Genomic DNA, 25,670 nt, shown 5'->3' on the forward strand with positions numbered 1-25,670 from the left:
TCGACGAAGCCCTGCGGGGTGCGGGGCCTCACTTGGCGGTGTCATCGGACGGGTCCGGCCGGGAACCACCCCGGTGCCGGGGCAGGCCGTCCGCATCTCCTGACCGGTCCTGCTCCGGCGACCGGTCCGGCCCCTGCTCAGGCATCCGGTCCTGCCCGGCGGGCTCGTCGCGCTGGTCGCGCCCGGCCCGCTCGCTCTCGATCAGCTCATTCAGCCAGCGGACCTCGCGCTCCACCGACTCCATACCGTGCCGCTGGAGCTCGAGGGTGTAGTCGTCCAGCCGCTCTCGGGTGCGGGCCAGGGAGGCCCGCATCTTTGCCAGGCGCTCCTCCAGGCGGCTGCGCCGCCCTTCGAGCACGCGCATCCGTACGTCCCGCGACGTCTGTCCGAAGAAGGCGAAACGGACGCCGAAGTGTTCGTCCTCCCAAGCGTCCGGGCCGGTGTGGGAGAGCAGCTCCTCGAACCGCTCCTTCCCCTCCGCCGTCAGCCGGTAGACGATCTTCGCCCGGCGGCCCGCGAGGGTGGCCGCGACGGCCTCCTCGGAGGCGTTTCCGGGCTCCTCGATCAACCAGCCGTTGGCGACCAGCGTCTTGAGACAGGGATAGAGGCTGCCGTAACTGAACGCACGGAACACCCCGAGCGAGGTGTTGAGGCGCTTTCGCAGCTCATATCCGTGCATCGGGGACTCACGGAGCAGGCCGAGGACGGCGAACTCGAGGATGCCGGAGCGTCTGCTCATCGCCTGCCTCTCCCGTCTCCTGGGGCACTATGCCGAGCTGATGTATCGACTCGATACATCAAGACGATAGGGCGGTGCTCCCGGTGGGACAAGAGCGACCACGGTGAACGGCGTCACATCACCTGTTCGTGGGACGCAACCGGAGCGTTATGGAGTGAAGGCGCCGAGGAGACAAGATTTGGCCGTGCGTACTCTGTTCGCCATGCAGACCAAAGGGAACCGTGTGACGCTGTCCTGCGTCCTCGTCCTGGAGGCAGTGCGTCCGGTTACCAGGTGTGGCCGGATTGCACATCGGGGGGACCGGAAGCCACCTGCCGCTTTCAGGCGATAGCGCCTGCCCGAGGAGTAGTCGTTCCATGAGCGAGCACCGTCGCAAGTCGCCGCAGCCCCAGGGCGGCGGCCGAGCAGCGGCCCGGCGTGCCGGACAGCAGTCGTCCGGCCGTCGCGCAGCACCATCGCACAACGCCGCCGCCGAGTCGGGCTCGGCTTCCTATGGGGAAGAGGTTTCCCACGGCGGCAGGGCCGAGGCCCGCCGCGCCGCGCAACGCGGCGCCGGAGGGCGGAGAAGAGGAGCACCCGACCCGGCCGCCGGTGGTGCGGGCCGCGGTGGCCGCGGTGGTGGTCGGCGGGCCACCGGCGGTGGCCGTGGGCGGGGCGCGGGCGGCGACGGTCCGCCCGGTAAGAAGCGGTTCATCGACTACCCGCGCGCGGGTAAGACGGGCTTCCGCCGCTGGGTGCCCTCCTGGCGGCTCGTCACGGGAACCTTCATCTTCTTCTTCGCGGTGCTCGTCAGCGCCGTGGGCATCGGGTGGATGATCGTCGACGTTCCCACCGAGCAGGCCGCGTCGCAGACCCAGAAGAACGTCTACTACTGGGGCGACGGCAAGCAGATGGTGGTCTCGGGCGGCGGTGATCTCAACCGTCAGATCGTGCCGCTCAACAAGATCCCCAAGTCGATGCAGAACGCGGTGATCTCCGCGGAGAACGCCAGCTTCTACCAGGACTCGGGCGTCGACCCGATGGGTATCGCGCGCGCCGTCGTCAACATGGCGCGCGGCGGTGCGACCCAGAGTGGCTCGACCATCACCCAGCAGTTCGTGAAGAACACGTACCTCGACCAGTCGCAGACGGTGACGCGCAAGGCCAAGGAACTGCTCATCTCCGTCAAGGTCGGCTCGACCAAGAGCAAGGACTACATCCTCCGGGGGTACCTGAACACCGCGTACTACGGCCGCGGTGCCTATGGCTGCCAGGCGGCGGCCCGCGCGTACTTCGACAGGGACTGCGAGAAGCTGAACGCGAGCCAGAGCGCCTTCCTCGCCGCGACGCTCAACGGGCCCAACCTGTACGACCCGAACGGCGGCTACGGACCGTCCGCGAGCGCGGAGGCGAACACCAAGCGGGCCACGGCGCGCTGGGCGTGGATCCTCAAGCGGGAGGTCCAGGTGGGCCGGCTGTCCAAGGAGAGGGCCCAGTACTGGCTCGACAAGCGCTTCCCGCAGACGAAGAGCCCGAAGGTGGCGACGAACAAGCAGGGCCAGATCGGCTATCTGACCGACCTCGCCGACAACTACGTCGTCGCCAACACCAACATCTCCAAGACGGAGCTGGACAAGGGCGGCTATCAGATCCACACCACCTTCGACCGCAAGAAGATGGGTCTGCTGGAGAACGCGGTCCACAAGGTGTCCAAGGAGAACATCAAGCCGAAACAGCGCGATGTGGACAAGTTCGTGCAGTTCGGCGGTGCCTCGGTGGAGCCCAAGTCGGGCAAGATCAAGGCCATCTACGGCGGCAGCGACGCGCTGGAGCACTATCGCAACAACGCGGACTACACCGGTGTCCAGGTGGGCTCGACCTTCAAGCCCTTCGTGCTGGCCGCGGCGATGAGGGACGGTGTCCGGGACCGCAACGGTCCGCGTGACCAACCGGATTCGGAACGCACCAGGGTCAATCCGGCGAGTGTCTACGACGGTGACAACAAGCTGACCCTGCGCGACTACGACGGATCCGTCTGGAAGGACAAGAACAACCAGGAGTGGCACCAGAAGAACGACGGTGACGAGGACAAGGGCAAGATCAGCCTGCGCACCGCGATGCAGTACTCGGTGAACACGCCCTTCATCCAGCTGGGCATGGACGTCGGCACCGACAAGGTGCGGGACGCGGCCCTGGACGCGGGCCTCAGCAAGGAGCAGCTGGCCACGATCACCCCGACGTTCTCCCTCGGCACCTCCGCGCCGAGTGCGATCCGGCTCGCCGGGGCGTACGCGACCTTCGCGGCCAGCGGTCAGCAGGCCGATCCGTACTCGGTCGAGCGGGTCGAGGACAAGGACGGCGAGGTCTACAACCACAAGGACCAGGCCAAGATCAAGCAGGCCTTTGACGGGGACGTGGCGAACAACGTCACCGACGTGCTGAAGAACGTCATAGCGCGCGGCACCGGCACCTCGGCGAAGATCGGCCGCCCGGCGGCGGGCAAGACCGGAACCACCGACCAGAACAAGTCGGCCTGGTTCGCCGGTTACACCCCGCAGCTGTCCACGTCGATCGGCATGTGGCGGGTGGACGACCGGGCCAAGCGGCAGATCTTCCGGTCGATGCGCGGTGTGGGCGGCCAGGAGACCATCCACGGTGCGTCGTACCCCGCGGAGATCTGGGCCGACTACATGCGCAAGGCGATGGCGGGCCAGCCGGCCAAGGACTTCCCGGCGGCCACCCCGATCGGTGACAAGGTCTACGGCGAGAACGCGAGCCCCACGCCGACGACCCAGAAGCCGACGCAGACGCCGTCCCAGACCCCGTCGCAGACGCCGTCCGAGACGCCGTCCCAGACGCCCTCCGGCACCCCGAGTCCCACGCAGACGTGTGATCCGCTGGACTTCAAGTGCAACGACAACGGGGGTGGCGGCAACCAGGGCGGCGAGAACGCAGGCCCCAGCGGCGGCCCGGGTGAACCCACTCCCTCGCCCACCACGGAGCCACCGGGCGGGATCTTCGGGGGCCCGTCCGGCACCCGCAAGGACGAGTAGTCCCGACCTCCCGTACAGCGATCGGCGGCCGCGCCGGAGCATCCCGCTCCGGCGCGGCCGCCGCCGTTCGAGGGCCTCTGCGGCTCTCTGCGCGCTTCACGGACGGGCGCGCGCCCCCGGGTGGCTCTGGACGTCCCGAGGCGCTCAGCGGGCCGCTGAGGCGGTCCTCACTCCTCCCGCCCGGCTCGTACGGCAGGATGGGCCCATGAGCGTGCGCGAGGACCCACAGGCCCAGCCCGTACGGCCGACCACGGAGGATTCGGTCGCCGCGGCCGGCAGCGAGCTGATCGGCGGCCCCATCGGGCGCCGGGCGCTGCTGGGCACGAGCTGGTGGACCCCGGTGCGGATCATCGCGCTCGTCGCCATCGGAATGTTCGCCTTGGGCATGGTGCAGAAGCTGCCCTGCTACAACGGCGGCTGGTTCTACGGCGCCACCGCCCAGTACACCCACGCCTGCTACTCCGACATACCGCACCTCTACAACGGCCGCGGCTTCGCCAACGACCTCGTCCCGTACTTCAACCGGATACCGGACAGCGTCTCCGGCGGAATGGAGTACCTGGAGTACCCGGTCCTCACCGGTCTCCTGATGGAGGTCGCCTCCTGGCTCACCCCGCACGGCGGCGACCTCCAGACCCGCGAACAGGTCTACTGGCTGGCCAACACGGCCCTGCTCATGGCCTGCACCGCGGTCATCGCGGTCTGCGTAACCCGTACGCACCGCCGCCGCCCCTGGGACGCGCTGCTGGTCGCCCTGGCCCCCGCCTTCGCGCTCACCGCCACGATCAACTGGGACCTCCTCGCGGTCGCCCTCACCGCCGCCGCCATGCTCATGTGGGCCCGCAGCCGCCCGCTGGCAGCCGGTGTGTTGCTCGGCCTCGCGACGGCCGCGAAGCTCTACCCGGTGCTGCTGCTCGGCCCGCTGCTGGTGCTGTGCCTGCGCGCGGGCCGGTGGCGCGCCTTCTGGGCGGCGACGGGCGGCGCGGCGGCCTCGTGGCTGGGGGTGAACGTGCCCGTGATGATCACTACGCAGGGCGGTGGGCTGCACATCCGCGAGGGGTGGAAGCAGTTCTACACGTTCAGTGAGGAACGCCCGGTCGACTTCGGGTCGCTCTGGCTGATCATCTCGCAGCGCACCGGCAATCCCATGGACGACGTCAACACCTACGCCATGATCCTCATGGTGCTGGCCTGCGCCGGAGTGGCGGCCCTCGCCCTGTGCGCCCCGCGCCGGCCGCGCTTCGCCCAGCTCGCCTTCCTGGTCATCGCGGCCTTCGTGCTCACCAACAAGGTCTACTCACCGCAGTACGTGCTGTGGCTGATTCCGCTCGCCGCCTTGGCGCGGCCGCGCTGGCGGGACTTCCTGGTGTGGCAGGCGTGCGAGGTGATGTATTTCCTCGGGGTCTGGATGTACCTCGCGTACACCAACAGCGGTGATCAGCACCGGGGGCTGCCGCCCGAGGGCTACCAGCTCGCGACCGCGCTGCACTTCGCGGGAACGCTCTTCCTGTGCGCGATGGTGGTGCGGGACGCGCTGGTGCCGGACCGGGATCCGGTGCGCCGGGACGGCTCGGACGACCCGTCGGGCGGCGTACTCGACCGGGCGCCGGACGCGTTCGTGCTGGGAGAGGCGCGGCGCACGGCGCAGTACGAGGGCGCGGCGCGCACGGACTGGGGTGCCGACCGGAGGTGAGCTCCCCGCGGGAGCCCACCTGCGGCGACGGGGCTCAGCGGTCGAAGAGGCGGTCGAACTGCGTCGTGGTGTGGCGCAGATGGGCCACCAGCTCATCCCCCACCTGCGGTGCCGTGACATCGCCCGGCACGAACAGGATGGACACCTGCATATGCGGCGGTTCGGCGAACCACCGCTGCTTGCCCGCCCAGACGAAGGGCGAGAGGTTGCGGTTGACGGTCGCGAGACCGGCGCGGGCGACCCCCTTGGCCCGGGGCATCACCCCGTGCAGCGCCTTGGGCGCCTCCAGGCCGACGCCGTGGGAGGTGCCGCCCGCGACGACCACCAGGAAGCCGTCGGAGGCGGCCTTCTGCTGGCGGTAGCCGAAGCGTTCGCCCTTGGCGACCCGGGTGACGTCGAGCACCGCGCCCCGGTACTCCGTCGACTCGTGGTCGCCCAGCCACAGCCGGGTGCCGATGCGGGCGCGGAACCGGGTCTGCGGGAACTGCTGCTGTAGCCGCGCCAGTTCGTCCGCCTTGAGGTGGCTGACGAACATGGTGTGCAGCGGCAGCCGCGCCGCGCGCAGCCGGTCCATCCACCCGATGACCTCCTCGACCGCGTCGATGCCGTCGGTCCGGTCGAGCGGGAGGTGGATGGCGAACCCCTCCAGCCGCACATTCTCTATAGCGGCGTGCAGCTTGGGCAGGTCCTCCTCGGTGACGCCGTGCCGCTTCATGCTGCTCATGACCTCGATCACGACCCGCGCGTTGACCAGGCCGTAGACGCCGTCGACGGACGAGACCGACCGGATCACCCGGTCCGGCAGCGGCACCGGCTCCTCCCCGCGGCGGAAGGGGGTGAGGACGAGCAGGTCGCCGCTGAAGTAGTCCTTCATCCGGGCGGCCTCGTACGTGGTGCCCACGGCGAGGACATCGGCGCCGATGCGGGCGGCTTCCTCGGCCAGCCGTTCATGGCCGAAGCCGTAGCCGTTGCCCTTGCAGACCGGGACTATCCCCGGAAACTGCTGGATGACCATCTGCTGGTGAGCCCGCCAGCGCGCGGTGTCGACGTAGAGGGTGAGCGCCATTGGCCGGTCCCGGAACCTTTCTCGTTGCCGCGGTGTATTCGAGGTATGCAGCTTTTGCGGGGGATCAGGAAATCAGGGTCAGCGGCGGGACATGTAGATGTCGAGCGCCTTGTGGAGCAGCTTGTTGAGGGGGAAGTCCCACTCGCCGAGGTATTCGGCAGCCTGCCCACCGGTGCCGACCTTGAACTGGATCAGGCCGAAGAGATGGTCGGTCTCGTCGAGCGAGTCGGAGATGCCGCGCAGGTCGTAGACGGTCGCGCCGAGCGCGTACGAGTCGCGGAGCATCCGCCACTGCATCGCGTTCGAGGGCCGGACCTCGCGCTTGTGGTTGGCGGAGGCGCCGTAGGAGTACCAGACGTGGCCGCCGACGACCAGCATCGTGGCGGCGGCCACCGCCTCGCCCTCGTGCATGGCGAAGTACAGCCGCATCCGGTTGGGGTCCTCGGTGTTGAGGGCCGTCCACATGCGCTGGAAGTAGCTGAGCGGGCGGGGCCGGAAGTGGTCGCGCTCCGCGGTGATCTCGTAGAGCCGCTGCCACTCGCCCAGGTGCTCGTAGCCGCCCTGGACGACCTCGACGCCCGCCTTGTCGGCCTTCTTGATGTTGCGGCGCCACAGCTGGTTGAAGCTCTTGTGGACGTCCTCCAGGGAGCGGTTCTCCAGGGGCACCTGGAAGACGTACCGCGGCTGGACGTCGCCGAAGCCCGCACCGCCGTCCTCGCCCTGCTGCCAGCCCATCCGCCGCAGCCGGTCGGAGACCTCGAAGGCCCGTGGCTCGATGTGGGTGGCCTCGACGTCGCGCAGCCGCTTTCACATCCCGGGTTTCTGGATGCCCGGACTTTGATCGCGGGCGGAGTCCCCAGCGGCGGATGATGACCCGGCGGGCCCATCTTTCACGGGAGAAGGCGCCCTGCTTGCTTGAGATGCGCGAGCATCGGGGCGCAGCCACTCCCTCCAGGTTTGGGCGCGTACCAGTTGATGACCGGGGCCTCGGGGAGGTAGGCGAGATACCGCTTGATCTTGGGCAGTTGGCGGTAGAGGACGAGGCCGACGCCGACCAACTGGCCGGTGGCGTCGAACCAGCCGAGATTCTCCGAGCGCCACTCCGACTTGACGTCAGCCCATGCCGGGACCTGCATGTGGCTTGCCGACGGCAGGCTCTGGATGTACGCCAGATGCTGCTCTCGGCTGATCGTCCTCAGGGTCAGGCTCATTGCGGGGCGCTCCTCGGCAGGTGTGTCCCCAGGGTCGGGGCTCCGGCTCTCGCGCCGAAGCCTACTGCGACCGGGGCGTGCCCCGTTTGGGCCTGGGGTCAACCTGCCCTCGGGGAGTCAGCCCAGCAGCCCGCCGAAGAGCCCGCCGTGCGCCATCCCGAGGTAGAAGCCGACGCCCGACGCACCGAGCCCGATGATCAGCAGGAACCGCTCTCCGGTGGTCGCGGAGATCAGCTGGCCCCATGCCCCGCAGAGCATGCCGATCAGCCCGGTCCACGAGCTGACCAGGTGGAGGCCGGGGAAGTAAGCCGTGACGAAGGAGATCAAACCGATCAGCAGCGTCGACACGGCGATGGCGTTCTCGACGGGATGAGACTTGCCATCGGTGTCCAGGAAGGAGAGCAGTCCGTGCTGCGGTCGTGCTGCCTGTGCCATGGGGCACCTCCAGGTAGGCCCATAAAGGCAGGGCGGCGAACTGTAACGCCGCTCACACCCGATGTGTACAGATTGCGGGCCAAGGAGCCCGGATTTCAAGCGGGAGGTCAGAGGCGGGTACTGTGTACGGTCTGCGGTGGTGTCTGTACAGACGCCACGGCACAACGCATCACGACCCTCCTGCCACGGAACGACCGTGGCCGCTGAGTCCAAAGGAGGTGGGTTCCACATGCGTCACTACGAGGTGATGGTCATCCTCGACCCCGATCTCGAGGAGCGTGCTGTCTCCCCGCTGATCGAGAACTTCCTTTCCGTTATCCGCGAGGGCAACGGCAAGGTCGAGAAGGTCGACACCTGGGGGCGTCGTCGTCTCTCGTACGAGATCAACAAGAAGCCCGAGGGCATCTACTCGGTCATCGACCTTCAGGCCGAGCCCGCGGTCGTCAAGGAGCTCGACCGCCAGCTGAACCTGAACGAGTCGGTCCTCCGGACCAAGGTCCTCCGTCCCGAGACCCACTGAGCGCGTAAGCGTTCAGCGGTCACCGGGCCGTATCGCAACGAGTAGCAAGCAGCCCAGCAGTACCCGCCGAGAGGTTCCCCAATGGCAGGCGAGACCGTCATCACGGTCGTCGGCAATCTCGTCGACGACCCCGAGCTGCGCTTCACCCCCTCCGGTGCGGCGGTCGCGAAGTTCCGTGTCGCGTCCACTCCTCGTACGTTCGACCGTCAGACCAACGAGTGGAAGGACGGCGAGAGCCTCTTCCTCACGTGCTCGGTGTGGCGGCAGGCCGCGGAGAACGTGGCCGAGTCGCTTCAGCGCGGTATGCGCGTCATCGTGCAGGGCCGGCTGAAGCAGCGGTCGTATGAGGACCGTGAGGGGATCAAGCGCACGGTCTACGAGCTGGATGTCGACGAGGTCGGTGCCAGCCTGCGCAACGCCACGGCCAAGGTCACCAAGACCACCGGGCGCGGTGGCCAGGGTGGCTACGGCGGCGGTGGCGGCCAGGGCGGCGGCGGTGGCGGCGGCTGGGGCGGTGGCCCCGGCGGCGGTCAGCAGCAGGGCGGCGGCGCTCCGGCCGACGACCCGTGGGCGACCGGCGCACCGGCCGGTGGCGGCCAGGGCGGCGGTGGCGGCGGCTGGGGCGGTGGCTCCGGCAGCGGCGGCGGCTACTCGGACGAGCCGCCCTTCTAGGTCACGGCGCGATGTTTCACGCGGTTTCACGTGAAACATCGCCCTGCCTGGTCTGGGCGACCAGCACAAACTTCTTGATCACACTGGAGAGAGACAATGGCGAAGCCGCCTGCTCGCAAGCCTAAGAAGAAGGTTTGCGTGTTCTGCAAGGAGAAGATCTCCTACGTCGACTACAAGGACACGAACCTGCTGCGGAAGTTCATTTCCGACCGCGGCAAGATCCGTGCCCGCCGGGTCACCGGCAACTGCACTCAGCACCAGCGCGATGTCGCCACGGCCGTGAAGAACAGCCGTGAGATGGCGCTGCTGCCCTACACGTCCACCGCGCGATAAGGGAAGGGTGACCGAGTCATGAAGATCATCCTCACCCACGAGGTCTCCGGCCTCGGCGCTGCCGGTGACGTCGTGGACGTCCGCGACGGGTACGCCCGTAACTACCTGGTTCCCCGTGGTCTCGCGATCCGCTGGACCAAGGGTGGCGAGAAGGACGTCGAGCAGATCCGCCGCGGTCGTCGCATCCGCGAGATCGCCACGATCGAGCAGGCCAACGAGGTCAAGGCGCGGCTCGAGGGCGTCAAGGTCCAGCTGAAGACCCGTGCCGGCGACGCCGGCCGGCTGTTCGGCTCCGTCACCCCGGCCGACATCGCCTCGGCGATCAAGGACGCGGGTGGCCCGGACGTCGACAAGCGCCGTATCGAGGTGCCGCAGCCGATCAAGACCCTGGGCGCGCACCAGGTGTCGGTCCGGCTGCACGCCGAGGTTGCCGCGAAGGTCGGCGTCGAGGTCGTCGCCGCCTGACGCAGTGCTCGGCTGAGCCTGTGCATATGAGAGGGCCGCACTCCACGGGGGTGCGGCCCTTCTCGCTGTCCGGCCTCGCCGTGCGGCCTCGCTCCATGGCGTGCCCCCGCGTGCGGCTCAAGCCCGCCGTGCGGCTCGCCCCGCCGTGCGGCTCAGGCCCGGGTCGCGCCGGTGACGATCCACCGCCCGGAGCGGGCGCGCAGCCAGAGGGTCGCCAGCCGGAGCGCCATCATCAGCGCCATGGTCCACCACACGGCGGTCAGTCCCCCGCCCCACACGGGGACGAGGAGCGCGACCGGGGCGAAGACCGCGAGGGTGACGATCATGGCCCCCGCGAGATACGGACCGTCGCCCGCGCCCATCAGCACCCCGTCGAGGACGTAGACCACACCCGAGACGGCCTGGAAGAGGGCTGTCACCAGCATCACCGGCAACAGGGCGTCCTTGCCCGCGGTGTCCGTGGTGAAGAGAGGGATGAACAGCGGGCGGGAGGCGATCACCAGCAGGCCGAGCACGAAGCCCGCGACGATGCCCCACTGGACCATGCGGCGGCAGGCGGCGCGAGCCCCAGCGGCGTCCTCCGCTCCCAGATAGCGCCCGATGATGGCCTGACCCGCGATGGCGATGGCGTCCAGCGCGAACGCCAGCAGGGTCCACAGGGTCAGCACGATCTGGTGGGCGGCGACCTCGGTGTCCCCGAGGCGGGCCGCCACCGCCGTCGCGATGAGCATCACGGCGCGCAGCGAGAGCGTACGGACCAGCAGCGGCGCCCCGGCGTGGGCGCAGGCCCGGATCCCGGCGGCGTCGGGACGCAGCGACGTACCGTGGCGCCGGGCTCCCCGGACGACCACCGCGAGGTAGACGGCGGCCATGGCCCACTGGGCGATCGCCGTTCCCCAGGCGGAGCCCGCTATGCCGAGCCCGGCGCCGTAGACGAGGCCCGCGTTGAGCGCGGCGTTGGCCGTGAAGCCGCCGATGGCCACGTACAGCGGGGTACGGGTGTCCTGGAGGCCGCGCAGCACCCCGGTGGCGGCGAGCACCACGAGCATCGCGGGGATGCCGAGGGCGCTGATGCGCAGATAGGTGACCGCGTAGGGGGCGGCGGTGTCGGAGGCGCCGAAGAGGTCCACGAGGCCGGGTGCGGTGGGGAGGGCGGTGGCGATGACGGCGGCGCCGAGCAGCAGGGCGAGCCAGATGCCGTCCATGCCCTGCCGGATCGCGCCGGGGAGATCGCCCGCGCCGACCCGGCGGGCCACGGCGGCGGTGGTGGCGTAGGCGAGGAAGACGAAGATGTTCACCGCGGTGGTCAGCAGGGCGGCAGCGACGCCCAGACCGGCGAGCTGTGGGGTGCCGAGATGGCCGACGATGGCGCTGTCGACCATGACGAAGAGGGGTTCCGCCACGAGGGCGCCGAAGGCGGGAACGGCGAGGGCGATGATCTCGCGGTCATGCCGACGGACGGTGCTCCGGGCGCTCGCGGGGGCCTGTGTCATGGAGGCAATCTAATCTTCCACAGGTAAGAGACACAAGACAGATGCAGTCCTTACATGACGGCGCTCGCGACGCTTGCCTCTGCGCCGTTTGTCGTGATCTTGCATCGGGTGTGGAAGTTTTTCTTCTGCACAGCCACTGGATAGAGAAATTGCAGGTCAGCGCGGTGTCTCTGGGGTGATTGTGTGTTTGTCCACAGCGCTGTCCCCCGGCCCGTGCACAGGTTCACGCGACTTCTCCACAGGATGGATCGCATCATCCACATGCCCTGTGGATAACCGAGTTGGCCGGTAGCCCCGACGGGCCTACCGTTGTCCGGCGCCCGCCATCTGTTCCGGCCTCGAATCCACCAGAACTCGACGCGTCGTGAGCGGAAGCCGGGCGCCCTGTTTGTCATAGCCCTGATTGTCAGAGCCGTGCCGTAAGACTGAGGACGTCGCGGCGGGATCCGCACCGCGGACGGGAGGAGGTGGCGGGGTGAGCGTGCCCGAGCCCATGGACGACCCATGGGCGGACTCCGGCCCGGCCGAGTTCCCGTCCCCCCGCTTCCGCCGTGGCGAAGGCGGCGGCCGCGGTGAGGGCGGCGGCCGGGGGCGTGACGATCAGCATGACCGCGGCCGCGACGGCGGCGCCTGGGAAGGCTCCGGCTTCGAGCGGGTCCCGCCGCAGGACCTCGACGCCGAGCAGTCCGTGCTCGGCGGCATGCTGCTCTCCAAGGACGCCATCGCCGATGTGGTCGAGGTCCTCCAGGGCAACGACTTCTACCGCCCCGCCCACGAGACCGTCTACCAGGCGATCCTGGACCTCTACGCGAAGGGCGAGCCGGCCGACCCGATCACGGTCGCGGCCGAGCTGACCAAGCGCGGCGAGATCGCCAAGGTCGGCGGTGCCTCGTATCTCCACACCCTGGTCCAGTCGGTCCCCACCGCGGCCAACGCCGAGTACTACGCGGAGATCGTCCACGAGCGCGCCGTGCTGCGCCGCCTGGTCGAGGCGGGCACCCGCATCACCCAGATGGGATACGCGGCGGACGGGGACGTCGACGAGATCGTCAACAACGCCCAGGCGGAGATCTACGCCGTCACCGAGCAGCGGACCAGCGAGGACTATCTGCCGCTCGGCGACATCATGGAGGGCGCGCTCGACGAGATCGAGGCGATCGGTTCGCGCAGCGGCCAGATGTCCGGCGTGCCCACCGGCTTCACCGACCTGGACTCGCTGACCAACGGCCTCCACCCCGGCCAGATGATCGTCATCGCGGCCCGGCCCGCCATGGGTAAGTCGACCCTCGCCCTCGACTTCGCCCGCGCCTGCTCGATCAAGAACAACCTGCCGAGCGTCATCTTCTCCCTGGAGATGGGGCGCAACGAGATCGCGATGCGTCTGCTGTCCGCCGAGGCCCGGGTGGCGCTGCACCACATGCGCTCCGGCAGCATGACCGACGAGGACTGGACCCGGCTCGCCCGGCGCATGCCGGACGTGTCCCAGGCCCCGTTGTTCATCGACGACTCCCCGAACCTGTCGATGATGGAGATCCGCGCCAAGTGCCGCCGCCTCAAGCAGCGCAGCGATCTCCAGCTGGTCGTCATCGACTACCTCCAGCTGATGCAGTCCGGCGGCGCCCGGCGCCCCGAGAGCCGTCAGCAGGAGGTCTCGGACATGTCGCGAAACCTCAAGCTGCTGGCCAAGGAGCTGGAGGTGCCGGTGATCGCGCTCTCCCAGCTGAACCGTGGTCCCGAGCAGCGCACCGACAAGAAGCCGATGGTCTCGGACCTCCGCGAATCCGGTTCCATCGAGCAGGACGCCGACATGGTCATCCTGCTGCACCGCGAGGACGCGTACGAGAAGGAGTCCCCGCGCGCGGGTGAGGCCGACCTGATCGTGGCCAAGCACCGTAACGGTCCGACGGCCACCATCACCGTCGCCTTCCAGGGCCACTACTCGCGCTTCGTGGACATGGCCCAGACCTGACCCCGGCGGCTGTAGGTTCTCAAATTTCGTGTCGGATTCTCAGGCAGTCCGACCTGGGGGTGGGTATGGAGGCGGAGGTCTGCTTCCGGCGGCAGGGTGGGAACGTTGAAGCCCGGCCCTGGAAATCTGTTTGTAGGGTGCCGCGCTCTCATTGAGCGGTCCAATCCCGCTCGCTGGGAAGCAGTTGCTTCTGGCGCCTCCGAAGCAGCCGAGTCCTCATAGCTCCACCAGGACCGCTCCCACGTGGTGGCCTTCGATCAGTTCGCGCAGGGCCCTGGGGGCGTTGTCGAGGCCGTGCAGCCGGGAGTGCGGGAAGGTCAGCGTGCCGTCGCGCAGCCCGGCGCCGAACTGGTGGTGCCACTCGGGGATCAGGTCGAGGTGGTCTGCGTGGAGGACGGTGCCGCGCAGCGTGATGCCCCGGGTCAGCAGGGAGAAGGTGTCGATGGCCGTCGCCGGGGTGCCGGCCTCCGTGAGCTGGGCGCCCAGCGCGCCGACGAGGCCGATACGGGCACCCCGGTTGGCCACGGCGATCGATGCCTGGAGCTGCTCGCCGCCGACGGTGTCGATCACCGCGTCGACGCCCTCCGGAGCCGCGGCGCGCAGCTGCTCCTCGATCGGTCCCGCGCCGCGGAGCACGACGGCGTCGTAGCCGAGTTCCTCGCGCAGGATGTCCGCCTTCCGCTGCGAGCCGACACTGCCGATGACGCGCCGGGCCCCGCGCAGTCGGGCGGCCTGCCCGGCGAGGGAGCCCACACCGCCTGCCGCGCCGGTGACGAAGACCGTGTCCCCGGGGCTTACCTCGGCTCCCCGGGTGACGCCCATCCAGGCCGTGGGCCCTTGCGACAGGTAGGCGGCAGGGTCGGGCAGCAGGTCGGGGTCGACGCGCTGGGCGTCGGAGGGGCCCAGCAGGGCGAACTCGCGCCAGCCGAGATCGTGCTGGACGAGGTCGCCGGGCGCGAAACCGGTGCCGGGAGCGGCTACGACTTCGCCGATCGCGGGGCCGTACAGCGGCTCACCGAGCGCGAAGGGGCGCATCGGCACGTCAGTCGTCTCGTCCATGAGCGTCCGCATCACGGCGGCCACGCTCATCACCTTGGTGCGGACGAGGAGCCGGCCGGGCTCGGGGGAGGGCGTCGGGACCTCGGCGATCTCGAAGAGATCGTCCGTGAGCGGTGTACCCGGCGAGGGACGGGCGGCCAACCGGACCTCGCGGTGGGTGCGCAGGCCGTGGTGGGCGCGGGGGGCGTGGCGGCTGTCGGAGGGTGCAGTGGTCATGGCGGTCGTCTCCCGGAGGGGTTCGCTTCGTGCGCCCTCCACGTTCTGCCCCCTGGCCGATCATGTCCAACGAACAGTTTTGCTCGCAGCCATCACCTGGGGAGATGGTTGGGGGATGGAGTTGCGGCAGTTGGAGTGCTTTGTTGCGGTGGCAGAGGAGTCGAGCTTCACCCGCGCTGCGGCCCGGTTGCACGTCGTGCAGTCGGCTGTGTCGGCGACGATTGCCGCCCTGGAGCGGGAGTTGGACGCCAGATTGCTGGAGCGCACCTCCAGACGGGTCGAGCTCTCGGATGCGGGGCGCGTGCTGCTACCGAAGGCCCGAGCGGCCCTCGACGCCGCGCAGGACGCGCGTGACGCAGTCGACGACGTCAACGGTGGCGTCCGAGGAACGCTGCGCATAGGAACGATGAGTTCACTCGGGCTGATCGATTTGCCCTCGCTGCTGGGCCGCTTCCACCGCGAGCACCCCCCTGTCTCCGTGCGCCTGGCCACCGCGGCGTCGTGCGGCGGCTCACCCGGGCTCGTCGAGGCGCTCACAGAGGGGAGGCTCGACCTCGCGTTCGTCTCGATGCCCGGCCCTCCGCCGGTCGGCGCGCAGTGGAAAGACGTCACCACGACGCCGTTGGATCTCGTCGTTCCCGCGGGCCACCGGCTTGCTGACCGCAGCCGGGTGGCGCTCGGAGAACTGGCCGGTGAAGCGTTCGTCGACTTTCCAGCCGGTTACGGCAACCGCGCTGTGACGGATCGCGCATTCACCGCGGCCGGGCTTACGCGCCACGTCACCATCGAGATCACCGCCATCGGGGACGGCGCCGACTTCGTCCGCCACGGCCTGGGCGTCGCTCTGCTGCCCCGGGGCAGTGCCGAGCCCGGCGACGACCTCGTCTCGCTGCCTGTTACCGGAGCGGACCTCGACTGGCCCATATCCCTGGCCACGTCCAGCGACCGAACGCCGAGCGCGGCGGCCCGTGCCTTCCAGCGCCTGGTCGACGAGCATCTGCGGTGACTCGGCGGGGCGCGTACGGTGCCGCGCGGGGCCGCGCCAACCGCTGCCCGCTTCAGGCCTGATCCCGGTCGGGCTTCAGGGCGGCGGCCTTGAGTGCGCGGCGCGCGAAGACGTCCTCGCGGCGCTCTTCCATCTGCCGCAGGGCGTCCTTGCGGTCCCGCTGGGAGAGCCGGTCGAGGTAGAGGTGGCCCATGAGGTGGTCCGTCTCGTGCTGGAGACACCGGGCGAAGTAGCCCTGCCCCTCGATGACCAGCGGGTTGCCGTCCTTGTCGAACCCGCGGACCACGGCGCGATCGGTGCGGGGGACCGCCATGGCGGCGCCGGGCACGGACAGACAGCCCTCGATGTCGTCGACCAGGCGGCGGTCACCCGGATCGGGCAGGTCCAGAACCGGGTTGAGGATGTGGCCGACATGCCGGGCCCCGGTTTCGTCCGGGCAGTCGTACACGAACAGCCGCAGGTCGACGCCGACCTGATTGGCGGCCAGGCCCGCGCCGTCGGCCACGTACATGGTCAGGAACATGTCGTCGATCAGCGCCGCCAGCTCCGGCGTTCCGAACGTGGTCACCTCCTGGCACGGACGGCTCAGCACCTCCTCGCCCACCACCGTGATCCTGCGAACCGAGCCCCGTTCCATGGCTGTCTCCCCATTTCGCGCCCTGCTTGCCAAGTGCTTTGCAAAGTAGCAGGCTTTGCAAAGTGACTGAAGACGACGTCAACCTGCGCGACCATCACGTCCGCGCCGACCTGCTCGACCTGCTCGCCGAAGTCGGCACCGTCACGGCGACCGAGGCCGCCTCCCGGCTGGGCTACAGCTCCGGGCTCTGCTCGTTTCATCTGCGGCAGCTCGCACGCCACGGATACATCGAAGAGGCCCCTCACAACGGGGGCCGGGCGCGCCCCTGGCGACTGAAGCAGCACAGCCCCGCGGGCAATCTCGGGAGCGCGGAGGAGCAGTTCGGCGATCTGGCCCGGGGGCTGGAGGACGAGAGCTGGCAGCGATGGCTGACCCAGCGGGACCAGGCGCCGTCCGCATGGCGCCGTGACGAAGCCTTCAGCGCCGTCGCCTATCTGACGCCCGAGGAGATGAGCCGGGTCGCGGACGTCATCCGACGCGCGCTCGCGCCCTACCAGGACCGCGAACAACGCCCCCTGGCCCGGCCCGAGGGCGCCCGGCCGGTGGCCCTCATCACCCGGCTCTTCCCTCTGCTTCCCCACACCCCGGACGGCGCGGACGAGGGCTGAGGGGGACGGTGGGCACCGCGGCTTGCCGTTTCCGCGAAAAACTTTGTCATAAGGGCACGGGTGCGGAGACGGTGTGCGCACCAGGCCGTGGGCGACCGGCGCCACGGCCCCCTACCGAAGGCGGAGCCGATGGACGCGCAGTTCTGGGACGACATGTATCGCGGCGCCGACCAGCTCATGAGCGGCAACCCCAACGGCGTGCTCGTCACCGAAATCACCGACCTGGCGCCGGGACGGGCGCTCGACATCGGATGCGGTGAGGGCGCCGACGCCATCTGGCTGGCCCGGCGCGGCTGGCAGGTCACCGCGCTCGACATCTCCCGGACGGCACTGGACCGTGCAGCCGCCGCGGCCCCGGACCTCTCCGACCGGGTGGTGTGGACCCGGACCGACCTGGCCGTCACGCCACCTCCGGCCGCCGCGTTCGACCTGGTGTCCGCCCAGTACTTCCCGCTCCTGCGCCGGCCGGGGCACACCGCGCTGCGCGGACTGCTGGACGCCGTCGCGCCCGGCGGCACCCTGCTCTTCGTCGGCCACGACCTCGCCGACGTACCCGCGCGCATGGAGAACGGCGTCGTCCCCGGCGACTACTACCAGCCCGGCGAGGTCGCCGGGCTCCTCGGCCACGACTGGACGGTCCTGGTCGACGAAACCCGGCCACGCACCGCTTCCGCCCCGCCCGGCACCCACCACACCAACGACACCGTCCTGCGCGCCCGGCGCCTGCGGTAGTCCGCCCGCGCCAGCCCGCCTGCGGGAGTCCGAAACCTCGCCTCGCACCGGGCGCGGACGGCTAGTCTCCCCGTCCATGACCGAGCCGACCGATCTGCTGACCACCCGGACCTTCTACGACACCATCGCCGACGACTACGCGGAGATGTTCAAGAACCCGCTGGACGACATGCCTCTGGACCGGGCCATGCTCGGCGCCTTCGCCGACCTGGTGCGGGAGGGCGAGGCGGCCGGGCCGGTCGCCGACCTCGGCTGCGGTCCGGGGCGGGTGACGGCGTATCTGCACGGCCTCGGGCTGGACGTCTTCGGTGTCGACCTGTCCCCGGGAATGCTCGCGGTGGCCCGGCGGGAGCATCCGGAGCTCCGGTTCGACGAGGGGCAGATGACCGGTCTCGGCCTGCCGGACGGCGCCCTCGGCGGCATCGTCGCCTACTACTCCCTCATCCACACCCCCGCCGAGCGGCTGCCCGCGGTGCTGGCCGAGTTCCACCGGCTGCTGGCCCCGGGCGGCAATCTGCTGGTCGCCTTCCAGGTCGGCGAGGAACCGCTGCGCGTGGCCGAGCCGTTCGGCCATTCCGTGTCGCTCGACTTCCGCAGGCTGTCGCCCGACGAGATCGCCGCGCTGCTCGAAGGGGCCGGGTTCGCCGTACGGGCCCGGCACGTGCGCGAGCCGGACGGCAGGGAGGTCGTGCCGCAGGCCATTCTCCTGGCCCGTAAGCCCGTAAGCCCGTAAGCCCGTAAGCCGTAAAGGGGCCCGCGGCGGCGGCTCAGAGCTGGTCCGCCAGCTCCTGGAGCAGCCGCCGCTTGGGCCGGGCCCCGACCATCGACCGCACCGGTTCGCCCGCGCGGAACAGCATCAGGGTCGGCATCGACAGCACTCCGTACGCCACCGTCGTCTCCGGGTTCGTGTCCACGTCCAGCTGCACCACCTTCAGCCGGTGCCCCTCCTCCCGGGAGATCTCCGCCAGCACCGGCGCCATCATGTGGCAGGGCGCGCACCAGGAGGCGGTGAACTCCACGAGCACCGGCAGCCCGGCCGTCAGCACCTCCTCGGCGAAGGTGGCGTCCGTGACCGCGGGCACTTCCCTGGCCTGAGTCCGTGTCATTTCGATCATCCCCTCGGTGTCGTTTCCGCCGCGACGTCGCTCGCGGACGGGTCGTAGGACGGGTCGTACGGCGTCAGCTCGCAGCGCGGCTCCGGCGCCCCGCCGGGCACCGTCGCCGCCGCCTCCAGCGCCGCCCGGGCCTGCTCCGCCCGGGCGAGCTGCGCTCCGACCTGCCGCCGTACGTCGCTCAGCCGCGCGATGCAGTCGTCCAGTTCGGCCAGCTTGCGCCGGTAGACCTCCAGCGACGCAGGGCAGGAGTCACCGTCCGGATGGCCGGAGCGCAGGCACTCCACGAACGGCCGGGTCTCCTCCAGGCCGAAGCCGAAGTCCTGGAGGGTGCGGATCTGCCGGACCAGCCGGAGGTCGTCCTCGTCGTACGCCCGGTACCCGTTGCCGGTCCGCCGCGCGGGCAGCAGTCCGATCGACTCGTAGTAGCGCAGGGTGCGGGTGGTCGTACCCGCCCGTTCGGCCAGCTCTCCGATCCGCATGGCCCCGACCGTAGACCTTGCCCCTGACGTCAAGGCCAGACCGTAGGGTGCGGGCATGACCGCACCCGAGGAGTCCGCGGAGCTGCTGCCCGACACCCGCCGCGCCCTGCTCCATCGCATCGCCGTCGGCCAGTCCGAGGGCCGGACGCCCTCCCTGGTGGGGGCCGTGGTGCGGGAGGGGCAGCTGGTGTGGACGGGGGCGCGGGGTGGTACGGACGGGCAGACGTCCGGCGCCGACACCCAGTACCGGATCGGTTCGCTGACCAAGACGTTCACCGCGGTGCTGGTGATGCGGCTCCGTGACGAGGGGCTGCTGGACCTCGGGGATCCGCTGGCCAAGCATCTGGAGGTGCCCGAGGCGGAGGACGCCACCGTCGCCCAGCTCCTCGCCCACACCTCCGGGCTGGCCGCCGAGGCGCGCGGTCCGTGGTGGGAGCGCACACCGGGCGCGCTGCGCCCGGACACGGCGGATCTCTTCGGCGAGCGCCCCCTCGTCCACCCCGCCGGACGCCGCCACCACTACTCCAACACCGGCTTCGCCCTGCTCGGCGCGCTCGTCGAGCGGCTGCGCGGCGCGCCCTGGGGCGATGTCCTGGCCCGCGAGGTGCTGGAGCCGCTGGGGATGACGCGTACGTCCCTCGCACCGCGCGCCCCGCACGCCGAGGGCTGGGCCGTCCACCCCTGGGCCGATGTGCTGCTGCCGGAACCCGCCGAGGACACCGGCCGGATGGCCCCCGCGGGACAGCTGTGGTCGACCGCCGCCGACCTGGCCCGCTTCGCCGCCTTCCTGCTGGACGGGGACGAGCGGGTGCTCGGCGCCGCGACGCTCGCCGAGATGCGCACTCCCGGTGCCCCGCCCGAGGGCCGGGACTGGGACGGCGGCTACGGCCTCGGGGTCCAGCTCGCGCGCCGCGACGGCAGGTTCCTGCACGGCCATGTCGGCTCCATGCCCGGCTTCCTCGCCGCCCTGTGGGTCAGTGCGGACGACCGGCTGGCCGGGATCGCGCTGGCCAACGCCACCTCGGGGGCCTCCATCGCCACCGTCGCCGCCGACCTCGTACGGATCACGGCGGAGCACGAGCCGCGGATCCCCGGCCCCTGGCGGCCGCTGCCCGAGGCCGATCCGGCGCTGCTGGCGCTGACCGGGCCCTGGTACTGGGGCCCGACGCCCTTCCTGCTGCGGCTGCGCGCCGACCGCGGCCTGGAGCTGTCGCCGGTCGGCGGAACGGGCCGCGCCTCGCGCTTCCGGGCCGAGCCGGACGGCACCTGGACCGGCCTCGACGGCTATTACGCGGGGGAGACGCTGTGCATCGTCGCGGGCGAGGACGGCGCGCCCGGCCATCTCGACCTCGGCACCTTCGTGCTGACGCGGGAGCCGTACGCCCCGGCGGACGTGGTGCCCGGGGGCGTCGACCCGGACGGATGGCGTCCGCGGTAGCCCACGCGGCGCGCCCGGTCAGCCGTCGAGCGGCAGCTTGAAGCCGACGTGGCTGGCCTCGAAGCCGAGCCGCTCGTAGAAGCGGCGCGCGTCGGTGCGGGACGCGTCCGAGGTGAGCTGCACCAGGACACAGCCCTGGCGGCGGGACTCCTCGACCGCCCACTCGATCAGCACGGTGCCGAGGCCGTTGCCGCGTTCGTCGGCGTGGATCCGTACCCCCTCGATGATCGAGCGCGTGGCGCCGCGCCGGGAGAGCCCGGGCACCACGGTGAGCTGGAGGGTGCCGACCGTACGCCCGTCCCGGACCGCGACGACCAGGTGCTGGTTCGGGTCCCGCGCCAGCCGCTCGAACGCGGCGCGGTACGGAGCCGGGTCGTCCGGCGACTCCCGCTGGGCGCCCAGCGGATCGTCGGCGAGCATGGCGACGATCGCGGGTATGTCATCGGCGGTCGCGCGCCGGATCTCGAAGTCGGTCACGCCCGCGAGCCTACGCGGCGGCCGCCCACGGCCGCTCCACGTCCGCGCAGCCGCCGCCCCCGCGCGGTCAGGCCCCACGGCTTGAGCACCGAGATGGCGGTGAGGAAGGCATAGACGCTCAGGCTGACCGACGGCGCCAGGATCAGATCGGTGGCGGCGCCGACCGCCCGGCCCGCCGCGACGTCGGCCATCGCCGCGTCGATCCGGGCGCGCAGCGCGAAGGCGGTGGCGGCGGTGGTCAGCAGCGTCAGCCAGAACTTCACGTACACCCAGCGGTGCCGGGCCAGGCCCCAGGGCGTGCCGAGCGACAGCACCACGCCGCTGATCAGGGAGAGCAGGCTGATCGGGATGAGCAGCCAGTCCCCGAGGACGTTCATCGACCGGTACGCGCCTTCGGCGGCCTCGGCCGACCCGGCCGTGGCCCCGGTGATGCCCAGGGCCAGCACGCCGAGTGTCAGCCCGAGCCAGCCGACGGAGACGACCACATGCACGACGAGGAGGGCCCGGCGCACGGGCCGTTTCAGCTGTTGCATGCGCCCAACCGTCGCGCGGACCGGCCGCCGCCGCGTCTGACGGCGGGAGTATCCGCGAGTACTCCCGGGGTCCGCGGGTACTCCCGGGGGCTGGGCGCGCCCGGCTGCCTCTACGCTCGATCCCCATGACCAGACTGCATCTGTTCGATCTCGACGGGACGCTGATCCATGGTTCGGCCGCGGCCGTCGAGATATCGCGTCAGCTCGGCGTGGAGCGGGAGATCGATGAGCTGGAACGGGAGTTCGCGGCGGGCGGGCTGTCGACGGCGCGCTTCGCGGAGCGGGCCTGTGCGCTGTGGGGAGAGCTGACGGAGGCGCAGGTGGCGGCGGCGTTCGAGGGGGCGCCGTGGCTGAGGGGGATTCGGGAGGTGTGGGCGGATATCAGGGCGCGCGGTGAGCGGTGTGCCGTGATCTCGCTCTCGCCCGGGTTCTTCGTGGAGCGGCTGCTGGAGTGGGGCGCGGACGCGGCGCACGGGTCGGCGTGGCCGTCGGTGCCGTTCCGGGAACGGCTTGATCCCGCGGGCATCCTGACTCCGGCCGCTAAGGTGCGGATCGCCGATGAACTCTGCGGGAAGTTCGGGTTGACCAGGGCGGACTGTGTCGCTTATGGGGATTCGATGTCGGATGCCGAGCTGTTCGCGGTGGTGCCCTTCTCGGTCGCGGTGAACGCGGATCACCATGTGAGCGAAATCGCATCCAGCCGGTATAGCGGTAACGATCTCCGAGAGGCCTATGAATTGGCGGGCAACTGCACGTAACTACGGGTAATTACGTGTGTTGCCGGGTGTAACGGATGCGTCATCGATGGGGCTTGTGAATTCAACCGGGCCCGGTAGGGTCGGGTCAGTTCCGTCCCGCGAAGTCGTGACGGGACCACAACCGGGCAACCCGCTCCAACCAGCATATCGGGAACACAGCCCCTGTTACCCGGACTTCGGGCGAAGTTCTCGGGGTGCGGAAGGAGCGTGGCATGCTGCCCGGAACTGAGTACGGAGCGGGCCGACAGGACCAAACTCACGTGAACCAGTCGACCAGAGCGGGGAATTGCGGGCACATTCCGTCAGCGGAAGTGCGAAGACCGACAGAAAGATGTTCGAGGCGAGGCAACCATGGACGCTCCGACCACCACATCGTCGGCCGGTAACGACGGCGGGGGAAACAGTGGCGACTGGGGTTGGTTCACCCCGAGCAGGAAACAGCCCGATGACCAGCCCCGTTCTCCCGAATCGGACGGCGCGGCGGACGACCGGTCGGCCGACCGCCCGGTGAACCCGATACGCCCGGCCGGTACGGAGGCAGAGCGCCGCCCGGCGCCCCCCGCACCGGCCCCCGCGCCGCCGATACCGCCCGCGTCCGCGGTGCCGCCCGCCTCCCCCTTCGCCCCCGCGTCCGCTGTGCCTCCGGCGTCCGCGGTGCCGCCGGCGTCCGCCGTGCCGCCCGAGGCCGGGCGCGAGGAGCATCAGCGCCCCGACGAGGCACCGACCCCGCAGGGCGCGCGCCCCGCCGCCGAGTCCGTCTTCACCGCTCCCGAGACCGCCTCGCCCGACGCGATCCTGCTGCGCCGCACCATGGCCGAGATCGAGCCGGTGAGCGACAAGGTCACCTCGTACTTCTACGCGCTGCTCTTCGTCCAGCACCCCGAGCTGCGGCCGCTCTTCCCGGCCGCCATGGACGCCCAGCGCGACCGGCTGTTCAAGGCGATCCTCACCGCGGCCCGGCTCATCGACGACCCCGACATCCTCGGCGACTTCCTCTCCCGGCTCGGCCGCGGGCACCGCAAGTACGGCACCCGGCCCGAGCACTATCCGGCCGTCGGCGAGTGCCTGCTCGCCGCGCTCACCCGGTACGCGACCAACACCTGGAGCGACGAGGCCGAGGCGGCATGGGTCCGGGCCTACACCGCGATCTCCCAGATCATGATCGACGCGGCGGCCGAGGACGAGCTGCGCGCGCCCGCGTGGTGGCAGGCCGAGGTGGTCGGGCACGAGCCGCGCACGGCCGACATCGCCGTCGTCACCGTCCGCCCGGACCAGCCGTATCCCTTTCTCGCGGGCCAGTACACCTCGGTGGAGACCCCCTGGTGGCCGCGGGTGTGGCGGCACTACTCCTTCGCCTCCGCGCCCCGCGCGGACGGGCTGCTGTCCTTCCACGTGAAGGCGGTACCGGCCGGATGGGTCTCCTCCGCGCTGGTGCACCGCGCGCGCCCCGGCGATGTGATCCGGCTCGGCCCGCCCGCCGGTTCGATGACGGTCGACCACTCGACCGACAACGGGCTGCTGTGCCTGGGCGGCGGCACCGGCATCGCGCCGATCAAGGCGCTGGTCGAGGACGTGGCCGAGCACGGCCGCCAGCGGCCGGTCGAGGTCTTCTACGGCGCCCGCAGCGACCACGACCTGTACGACATCGACACCATGCTGAGGCTCGCCCAGCGGCACCCCTGGCTCTCGGTCCGGCCGGTGGTCTCCGACGGGCCGACGAGCGGGCTCAGCGGCAGACTTCCCGACGCCGTGCGGCAGTACGGCCCGTGGAACGCGTTCGATGCCTATCTCTCCGGCCCGCCCGGGATGATCCGCAGCGGTGTGGACGCGCTGATGGGCGTCGGCGTCCCGTCCCACCGCATACGGCACGACTCCATCGAAGAGCTGATGGCGGCGGCGGAGTAGCCGGGCAGCAGCAGACAGACGACAGCAGAACGGGGACGAGGAACTGTGGACGACGTCGGGCACGAGCGGGCGGCTGCCGCGGCACCCGGCCACCGTGCGGAGCGCCTGGAGCGCGCGGGCCGTCCGGGGAGCGACGGCGAGCATCTCCTCCAGGAGCGCTTGGGCACGGCCGATCGCGCCGACCGCTTCTACGACGAGCAGGTGCTGGACCACCTCAACGTGCGGATGCGGGAGTTCGTCGGACGCCAGGAGATGTTCTTCCTGGCCACCTCCGACCGGCACGGGGAGTGCGACAGCACCTTCCGGGCCGGGCCGCCCGGCTTTCTCCGCGTGCTCGACGGACGCACCCTCGCCTACCCCGAGTACCGGGGGAACGGCGTGCTGGCCAGCCTCGGCAACATCGAGGAGAACCCGCACGTCGGCATCCTGATGGTCGACTTCTTCCGCGACCGCATCGGGCTGCACGTCAACGGCCGGGCCCGGGTGGTCGAGGACGACGAGATGCGCGCCCACCACCCCGGCCTGCCGGTCGACCCGGTGCCGGGCCGCCGTGCGCTCGTCTGGGTCGAGGTGGCCGTCGAGGAGGCGTACATCCACTGCGCCAAGCACATCCCGCACCTCCAGAAGGTGCCCATGCGGGGGCGCGGCCGGGCCGGGGACGGGCCGCGCACCGACCGGCCCCGTGAGCCGGAGCAGGGCCGGGCCTGGGGGACGGACGACGTCAAGCGCAAGGGCGGCGACTTCTTCGGCGCCGCCGCCGAGGCGCGCGAGGGACGCCGTACGCCCCCTGCCGAGCGCCCGGCCGCGCCGGCCGCGCCGGAACCGGCGCGTCCCGAGGAGTGGCTGGAAGAGGCCGAGCGCGTGCTCGCCGAAGCGCGCCGGCGGGCGGCCCAGAAGGGACCGCAGCCGTTCAGCGGCTGGTTCCGCTGATCAGCCCAGGTCAGCACCCGGCCCAGGTCAGCCCAGGTCAGCCGAGGTCGTCCGCGAGCAGCGCGCGCACGCCCTCGACGTTGGCGTCGAGATAGGTGCGCAGCGACGGCGGCACCATCCCGACGGAGGCGATCCTGGTGGATTCGTGA

General features: G+C 70.6%; 25 protein-coding genes and 1 pseudogene. 15 read left to right on the forward strand and 11 right to left on the reverse strand.

The genetic code is table 11. The features are described from left to right. Positions 1 to 28: 28 nt before the first annotated feature. The gene (locus SSOG_RS22300; protein ID WP_009716502.1) at positions 29 to 739 is read right to left on the reverse strand and encodes a PadR family transcriptional regulator; all 711 of its coding nucleotides are present in this window, start codon (positions 737 to 739) and stop codon (positions 29 to 31) included. 356 nt (positions 740 to 1,095) lie between these two features. On the opposite strand from SSOG_RS22300, the gene SSOG_RS22305 reads away from it, so the two are divergent. Next, positions 1,096 to 3,771: a transglycosylase domain-containing protein gene (locus SSOG_RS22305; protein WP_009716503.1), complete on the forward strand. Its 2,676-nt coding sequence runs from the start codon at positions 1,096 to 1,098 to the stop codon at positions 3,769 to 3,771. A gap of 205 nt (positions 3,772 to 3,976) precedes the next feature. After that, on the forward strand, positions 3,977 to 5,464 hold the full coding sequence (locus tag SSOG_RS22310; RefSeq protein WP_009716504.1) for a glycosyltransferase family 87 protein: 1,488 nt from the start codon (positions 3,977 to 3,979) through the stop codon (positions 5,462 to 5,464). 34 nt (positions 5,465 to 5,498) lie between these two features. On the opposite strand, the gene SSOG_RS22315 is transcribed toward SSOG_RS22310, so the two are convergent. The 3 genes and pseudogenes from SSOG_RS22315 to SSOG_RS22325 form a co-directional block, all read right to left on the reverse strand. Beyond that, the gene (locus tag SSOG_RS22315) at positions 5,499 to 6,530 is read right to left on the reverse strand and encodes an alanine racemase (protein WP_009716505.1); all 1,032 of its coding nucleotides are present in this window, start codon (positions 6,528 to 6,530) and stop codon (positions 5,499 to 5,501) included. Between the two features lie 78 nt (positions 6,531 to 6,608). Continuing rightward, positions 6,609 to 7,741 (reverse strand): annotated as a pseudogene (locus SSOG_RS22320) (lipid II:glycine glycyltransferase FemX). Positions 7,742 to 7,858: 117 nt separating this feature from the next. Then, positions 7,859 to 8,176: a hypothetical protein gene (locus SSOG_RS22325; RefSeq protein WP_009716507.1), complete on the reverse strand. Its 318-nt coding sequence runs from the start codon at positions 8,174 to 8,176 to the stop codon at positions 7,859 to 7,861. Between the two features lie 229 nt (positions 8,177 to 8,405). On the opposite strand from SSOG_RS22325, the gene rpsF reads away from it, so the two are divergent. From rpsF to rplI, 4 genes are all read left to right on the forward strand, one after another. Continuing rightward, positions 8,406 to 8,696, forward strand: a complete 291-nt coding sequence (gene rpsF / locus SSOG_RS22330) for a 30S ribosomal protein S6 (RefSeq protein WP_009716508.1) — start codon at positions 8,406 to 8,408, stop codon at positions 8,694 to 8,696. 81 nt (positions 8,697 to 8,777) lie between these two features. Further along, a complete protein-coding gene (locus tag SSOG_RS22335) occupies positions 8,778 to 9,368 on the forward strand; it encodes a single-stranded DNA-binding protein (protein ID WP_009716509.1) in 591 nt (196 codons plus the stop codon). A gap of 96 nt (positions 9,369 to 9,464) precedes the next feature. Beyond that, a complete protein-coding gene (gene rpsR, locus SSOG_RS22340) occupies positions 9,465 to 9,701 on the forward strand; it encodes a 30S ribosomal protein S18 (protein ID WP_003978893.1) in 237 nt (78 codons plus the stop codon). Between the two features lie 18 nt (positions 9,702 to 9,719). Further along, positions 9,720 to 10,166: a 50S ribosomal protein L9 gene (rplI, locus tag SSOG_RS22345; protein ID WP_009716510.1), complete on the forward strand. Its 447-nt coding sequence runs from the start codon at positions 9,720 to 9,722 to the stop codon at positions 10,164 to 10,166. A gap of 152 nt (positions 10,167 to 10,318) precedes the next feature. On the opposite strand, the gene SSOG_RS22350 is transcribed toward rplI, so the two are convergent. Next, positions 10,319 to 11,659: an MATE family efflux transporter gene (locus SSOG_RS22350; RefSeq protein WP_009716511.1), complete on the reverse strand. Its 1,341-nt coding sequence runs from the start codon at positions 11,657 to 11,659 to the stop codon at positions 10,319 to 10,321. 475 nt (positions 11,660 to 12,134) lie between these two features. On the opposite strand from SSOG_RS22350, the gene dnaB reads away from it, so the two are divergent. Next, positions 12,135 to 13,628 (forward strand): replicative DNA helicase, encoded by a 1,494-nt coding sequence (gene dnaB, locus SSOG_RS22355; RefSeq protein WP_039938350.1) that lies wholly within the window; start codon positions 12,135 to 12,137, stop codon positions 13,626 to 13,628. Between the two features lie 216 nt (positions 13,629 to 13,844). On the opposite strand, the gene SSOG_RS22360 is transcribed toward dnaB, so the two are convergent. After that, complete coding sequence (locus tag SSOG_RS22360; protein WP_050799924.1) at positions 13,845 to 14,903, reverse strand: MDR family NADP-dependent oxidoreductase; 1,059 nt, start codon at positions 14,901 to 14,903, stop codon at positions 13,845 to 13,847. A 115-nt stretch (positions 14,904 to 15,018) separates the two neighbouring features. On the opposite strand from SSOG_RS22360, the gene SSOG_RS22365 reads away from it, so the two are divergent. Continuing rightward, complete coding sequence (locus tag SSOG_RS22365; RefSeq protein WP_039938353.1) at positions 15,019 to 15,909, forward strand: LysR family transcriptional regulator; 891 nt, start codon at positions 15,019 to 15,021, stop codon at positions 15,907 to 15,909. 52 nt (positions 15,910 to 15,961) lie between these two features. On the opposite strand, the gene def is transcribed toward SSOG_RS22365, so the two are convergent. Further along, positions 15,962 to 16,546: a peptide deformylase gene (gene def / locus SSOG_RS22370; RefSeq protein ID WP_078510367.1), complete on the reverse strand. Its 585-nt coding sequence runs from the start codon at positions 16,544 to 16,546 to the stop codon at positions 15,962 to 15,964. Positions 16,547 to 16,608: 62 nt separating this feature from the next. On the opposite strand from def, the gene SSOG_RS22375 reads away from it, so the two are divergent. The 3 genes from SSOG_RS22375 (at position 16,609) to SSOG_RS22385 (ending at position 18,619) form a co-directional block, all read left to right on the forward strand. Beyond that, entirely contained in the window at positions 16,609 to 17,154 is a 546-nt protein-coding gene (locus SSOG_RS22375; RefSeq protein WP_039938356.1) for a winged helix-turn-helix domain-containing protein, read from the forward strand. Positions 17,155 to 17,283: 129 nt separating this feature from the next. Then, positions 17,284 to 17,886, forward strand: a complete 603-nt coding sequence (locus SSOG_RS22380) for a class I SAM-dependent methyltransferase (protein WP_039938359.1) — start codon at positions 17,284 to 17,286, stop codon at positions 17,884 to 17,886. Between the two features lie 76 nt (positions 17,887 to 17,962). Continuing rightward, the gene (locus SSOG_RS22385; RefSeq protein WP_009716518.1) at positions 17,963 to 18,619 is read left to right on the forward strand and encodes a class I SAM-dependent DNA methyltransferase; all 657 of its coding nucleotides are present in this window, start codon (positions 17,963 to 17,965) and stop codon (positions 18,617 to 18,619) included. A 34-nt stretch (positions 18,620 to 18,653) separates the two neighbouring features. Here SSOG_RS22385 and trxA read toward each other — a convergent pair whose 3' ends face one another. Both trxA and SSOG_RS22395 read right to left on the reverse strand, forming a co-directional pair. Beyond that, a complete protein-coding gene (gene trxA, locus SSOG_RS22390) occupies positions 18,654 to 18,992 on the reverse strand; it encodes a thioredoxin (RefSeq protein WP_009716519.1) in 339 nt (112 codons plus the stop codon). 5 nt (positions 18,993 to 18,997) lie between these two features. Then, entirely contained in the window at positions 18,998 to 19,480 is a 483-nt protein-coding gene (locus tag SSOG_RS22395; protein WP_009716520.1) for a MerR family transcriptional regulator, read from the reverse strand. Positions 19,481 to 19,535: 55 nt separating this feature from the next. Here SSOG_RS22395 and SSOG_RS22400 point away from each other — a divergent pair, with 55 nt between their 5' ends. After that, positions 19,536 to 20,918 carry a serine hydrolase domain-containing protein gene (locus SSOG_RS22400; RefSeq protein WP_009716521.1) on the forward strand — a complete coding sequence of 461 codons (1,383 nt, stop codon included), beginning with the start codon at positions 19,536 to 19,538 and terminating at the stop codon, positions 20,916 to 20,918. Between the two features lie 18 nt (positions 20,919 to 20,936). Here SSOG_RS22400 and SSOG_RS22405 read toward each other — a convergent pair whose 3' ends face one another. Both SSOG_RS22405 and SSOG_RS22410 read right to left on the reverse strand, forming a co-directional pair. Further along, complete coding sequence (locus SSOG_RS22405; protein ID WP_009716522.1) at positions 20,937 to 21,395, reverse strand: GNAT family N-acetyltransferase; 459 nt, start codon at positions 21,393 to 21,395, stop codon at positions 20,937 to 20,939. After that, the gene (locus SSOG_RS22410; RefSeq protein ID WP_009716523.1) at positions 21,392 to 21,928 is read right to left on the reverse strand and encodes a hypothetical protein; all 537 of its coding nucleotides are present in this window, start codon (positions 21,926 to 21,928) and stop codon (positions 21,392 to 21,394) included. Before SSOG_RS22410 ends, SSOG_RS22405 begins: the two co-directional genes overlap by 4 nt. Before the next feature lie 125 nt (positions 21,929 to 22,053). On the opposite strand from SSOG_RS22410, the gene SSOG_RS22415 reads away from it, so the two are divergent. From SSOG_RS22415 to SSOG_RS22425, 3 genes are all read left to right on the forward strand, one after another. Next, positions 22,054 to 22,686 carry an HAD family hydrolase gene (locus tag SSOG_RS22415; RefSeq protein ID WP_039938362.1) on the forward strand — a complete coding sequence of 211 codons (633 nt, stop codon included), beginning with the start codon at positions 22,054 to 22,056 and terminating at the stop codon, positions 22,684 to 22,686. 351 nt (positions 22,687 to 23,037) lie between these two features. Next, entirely contained in the window at positions 23,038 to 24,591 is a 1,554-nt protein-coding gene (locus SSOG_RS22420; RefSeq protein WP_009716525.1) for a globin domain-containing protein, read from the forward strand. A 105-nt stretch (positions 24,592 to 24,696) separates the two neighbouring features. Next, positions 24,697 to 25,521, forward strand: coding sequence for a pyridoxamine 5'-phosphate oxidase family protein (locus SSOG_RS22425; protein ID WP_039941524.1), 825 nt, complete (start codon positions 24,697 to 24,699; stop codon positions 25,519 to 25,521). The last annotated feature ends 149 nt before the right edge of the window (positions 25,522 to 25,670 follow it).

The organism is Streptomyces himastatinicus ATCC 53653 (genome assembly GCF_000158915.1).
GTDB lineage: Bacteria > Actinomycetota > Actinomycetes > Streptomycetales > Streptomycetaceae > Streptomyces > Streptomyces himastatinicus.

Excerpts from the sequence above, each read along its gene's own strand:
- SSOG_RS22300 (WP_009716502.1), bottom strand. The coding sequence starts at position 739 with ATGAGCAGACGCTCCGGCATCCTCGAGTTCGCCGTCCTCGGCCTGCTC.
- SSOG_RS22305 (WP_009716503.1), top strand. The coding sequence starts at position 1,096 with ATGAGCGAGCACCGTCGCAAGTCGCCGCAGCCCCAGGGCGGCGGCCGA.
- SSOG_RS22310 (WP_009716504.1), top strand. The coding sequence starts at position 3,977 with ATGAGCGTGCGCGAGGACCCACAGGCCCAGCCCGTACGGCCGACCACG.
- SSOG_RS22315 (WP_009716505.1), bottom strand. The coding sequence starts at position 6,530 with ATGGCGCTCACCCTCTACGTCGACACCGCGCGCTGGCGGGCTCACCAG.
- SSOG_RS22325 (WP_009716507.1), bottom strand. The coding sequence starts at position 8,176 with ATGGCACAGGCAGCACGACCGCAGCACGGACTGCTCTCCTTCCTGGAC.
- rpsF (WP_009716508.1), top strand. The coding sequence starts at position 8,406 with ATGCGTCACTACGAGGTGATGGTCATCCTCGACCCCGATCTCGAGGAG.
- SSOG_RS22335 (WP_009716509.1), top strand. The coding sequence starts at position 8,778 with ATGGCAGGCGAGACCGTCATCACGGTCGTCGGCAATCTCGTCGACGAC.
- rpsR (WP_003978893.1), top strand. The coding sequence starts at position 9,465 with ATGGCGAAGCCGCCTGCTCGCAAGCCTAAGAAGAAGGTTTGCGTGTTC.
- rplI (WP_009716510.1), top strand. The coding sequence starts at position 9,720 with ATGAAGATCATCCTCACCCACGAGGTCTCCGGCCTCGGCGCTGCCGGT.
- SSOG_RS22350 (WP_009716511.1), bottom strand. The coding sequence starts at position 11,659 with ATGACACAGGCCCCCGCGAGCGCCCGGAGCACCGTCCGTCGGCATGAC.
- SSOG_RS22360 (WP_050799924.1), bottom strand. The coding sequence starts at position 14,903 with ATGACCACTGCACCCTCCGACAGCCGCCACGCCCCCCGCGCCCACCAC.
- SSOG_RS22365 (WP_039938353.1), top strand. The coding sequence starts at position 15,019 with ATGGAGTTGCGGCAGTTGGAGTGCTTTGTTGCGGTGGCAGAGGAGTCG.
- def (WP_078510367.1), bottom strand. The coding sequence starts at position 16,546 with ATGGAACGGGGCTCGGTTCGCAGGATCACGGTGGTGGGCGAGGAGGTG.
- SSOG_RS22380 (WP_039938359.1), top strand. The coding sequence starts at position 17,284 with ATGGACGCGCAGTTCTGGGACGACATGTATCGCGGCGCCGACCAGCTC.
- SSOG_RS22385 (WP_009716518.1), top strand. The coding sequence starts at position 17,963 with ATGACCGAGCCGACCGATCTGCTGACCACCCGGACCTTCTACGACACC.
- trxA (WP_009716519.1), bottom strand. The coding sequence starts at position 18,992 with ATGACACGGACTCAGGCCAGGGAAGTGCCCGCGGTCACGGACGCCACC.
- SSOG_RS22395 (WP_009716520.1), bottom strand. The coding sequence starts at position 19,480 with ATGCGGATCGGAGAGCTGGCCGAACGGGCGGGTACGACCACCCGCACC.
- SSOG_RS22400 (WP_009716521.1), top strand. The coding sequence starts at position 19,536 with ATGACCGCACCCGAGGAGTCCGCGGAGCTGCTGCCCGACACCCGCCGC.
- SSOG_RS22410 (WP_009716523.1), bottom strand. The coding sequence starts at position 21,928 with ATGCAACAGCTGAAACGGCCCGTGCGCCGGGCCCTCCTCGTCGTGCAT.
- SSOG_RS22415 (WP_039938362.1), top strand. The coding sequence starts at position 22,054 with ATGACCAGACTGCATCTGTTCGATCTCGACGGGACGCTGATCCATGGT.
- SSOG_RS22420 (WP_009716525.1), top strand. The coding sequence starts at position 23,038 with ATGGACGCTCCGACCACCACATCGTCGGCCGGTAACGACGGCGGGGGA.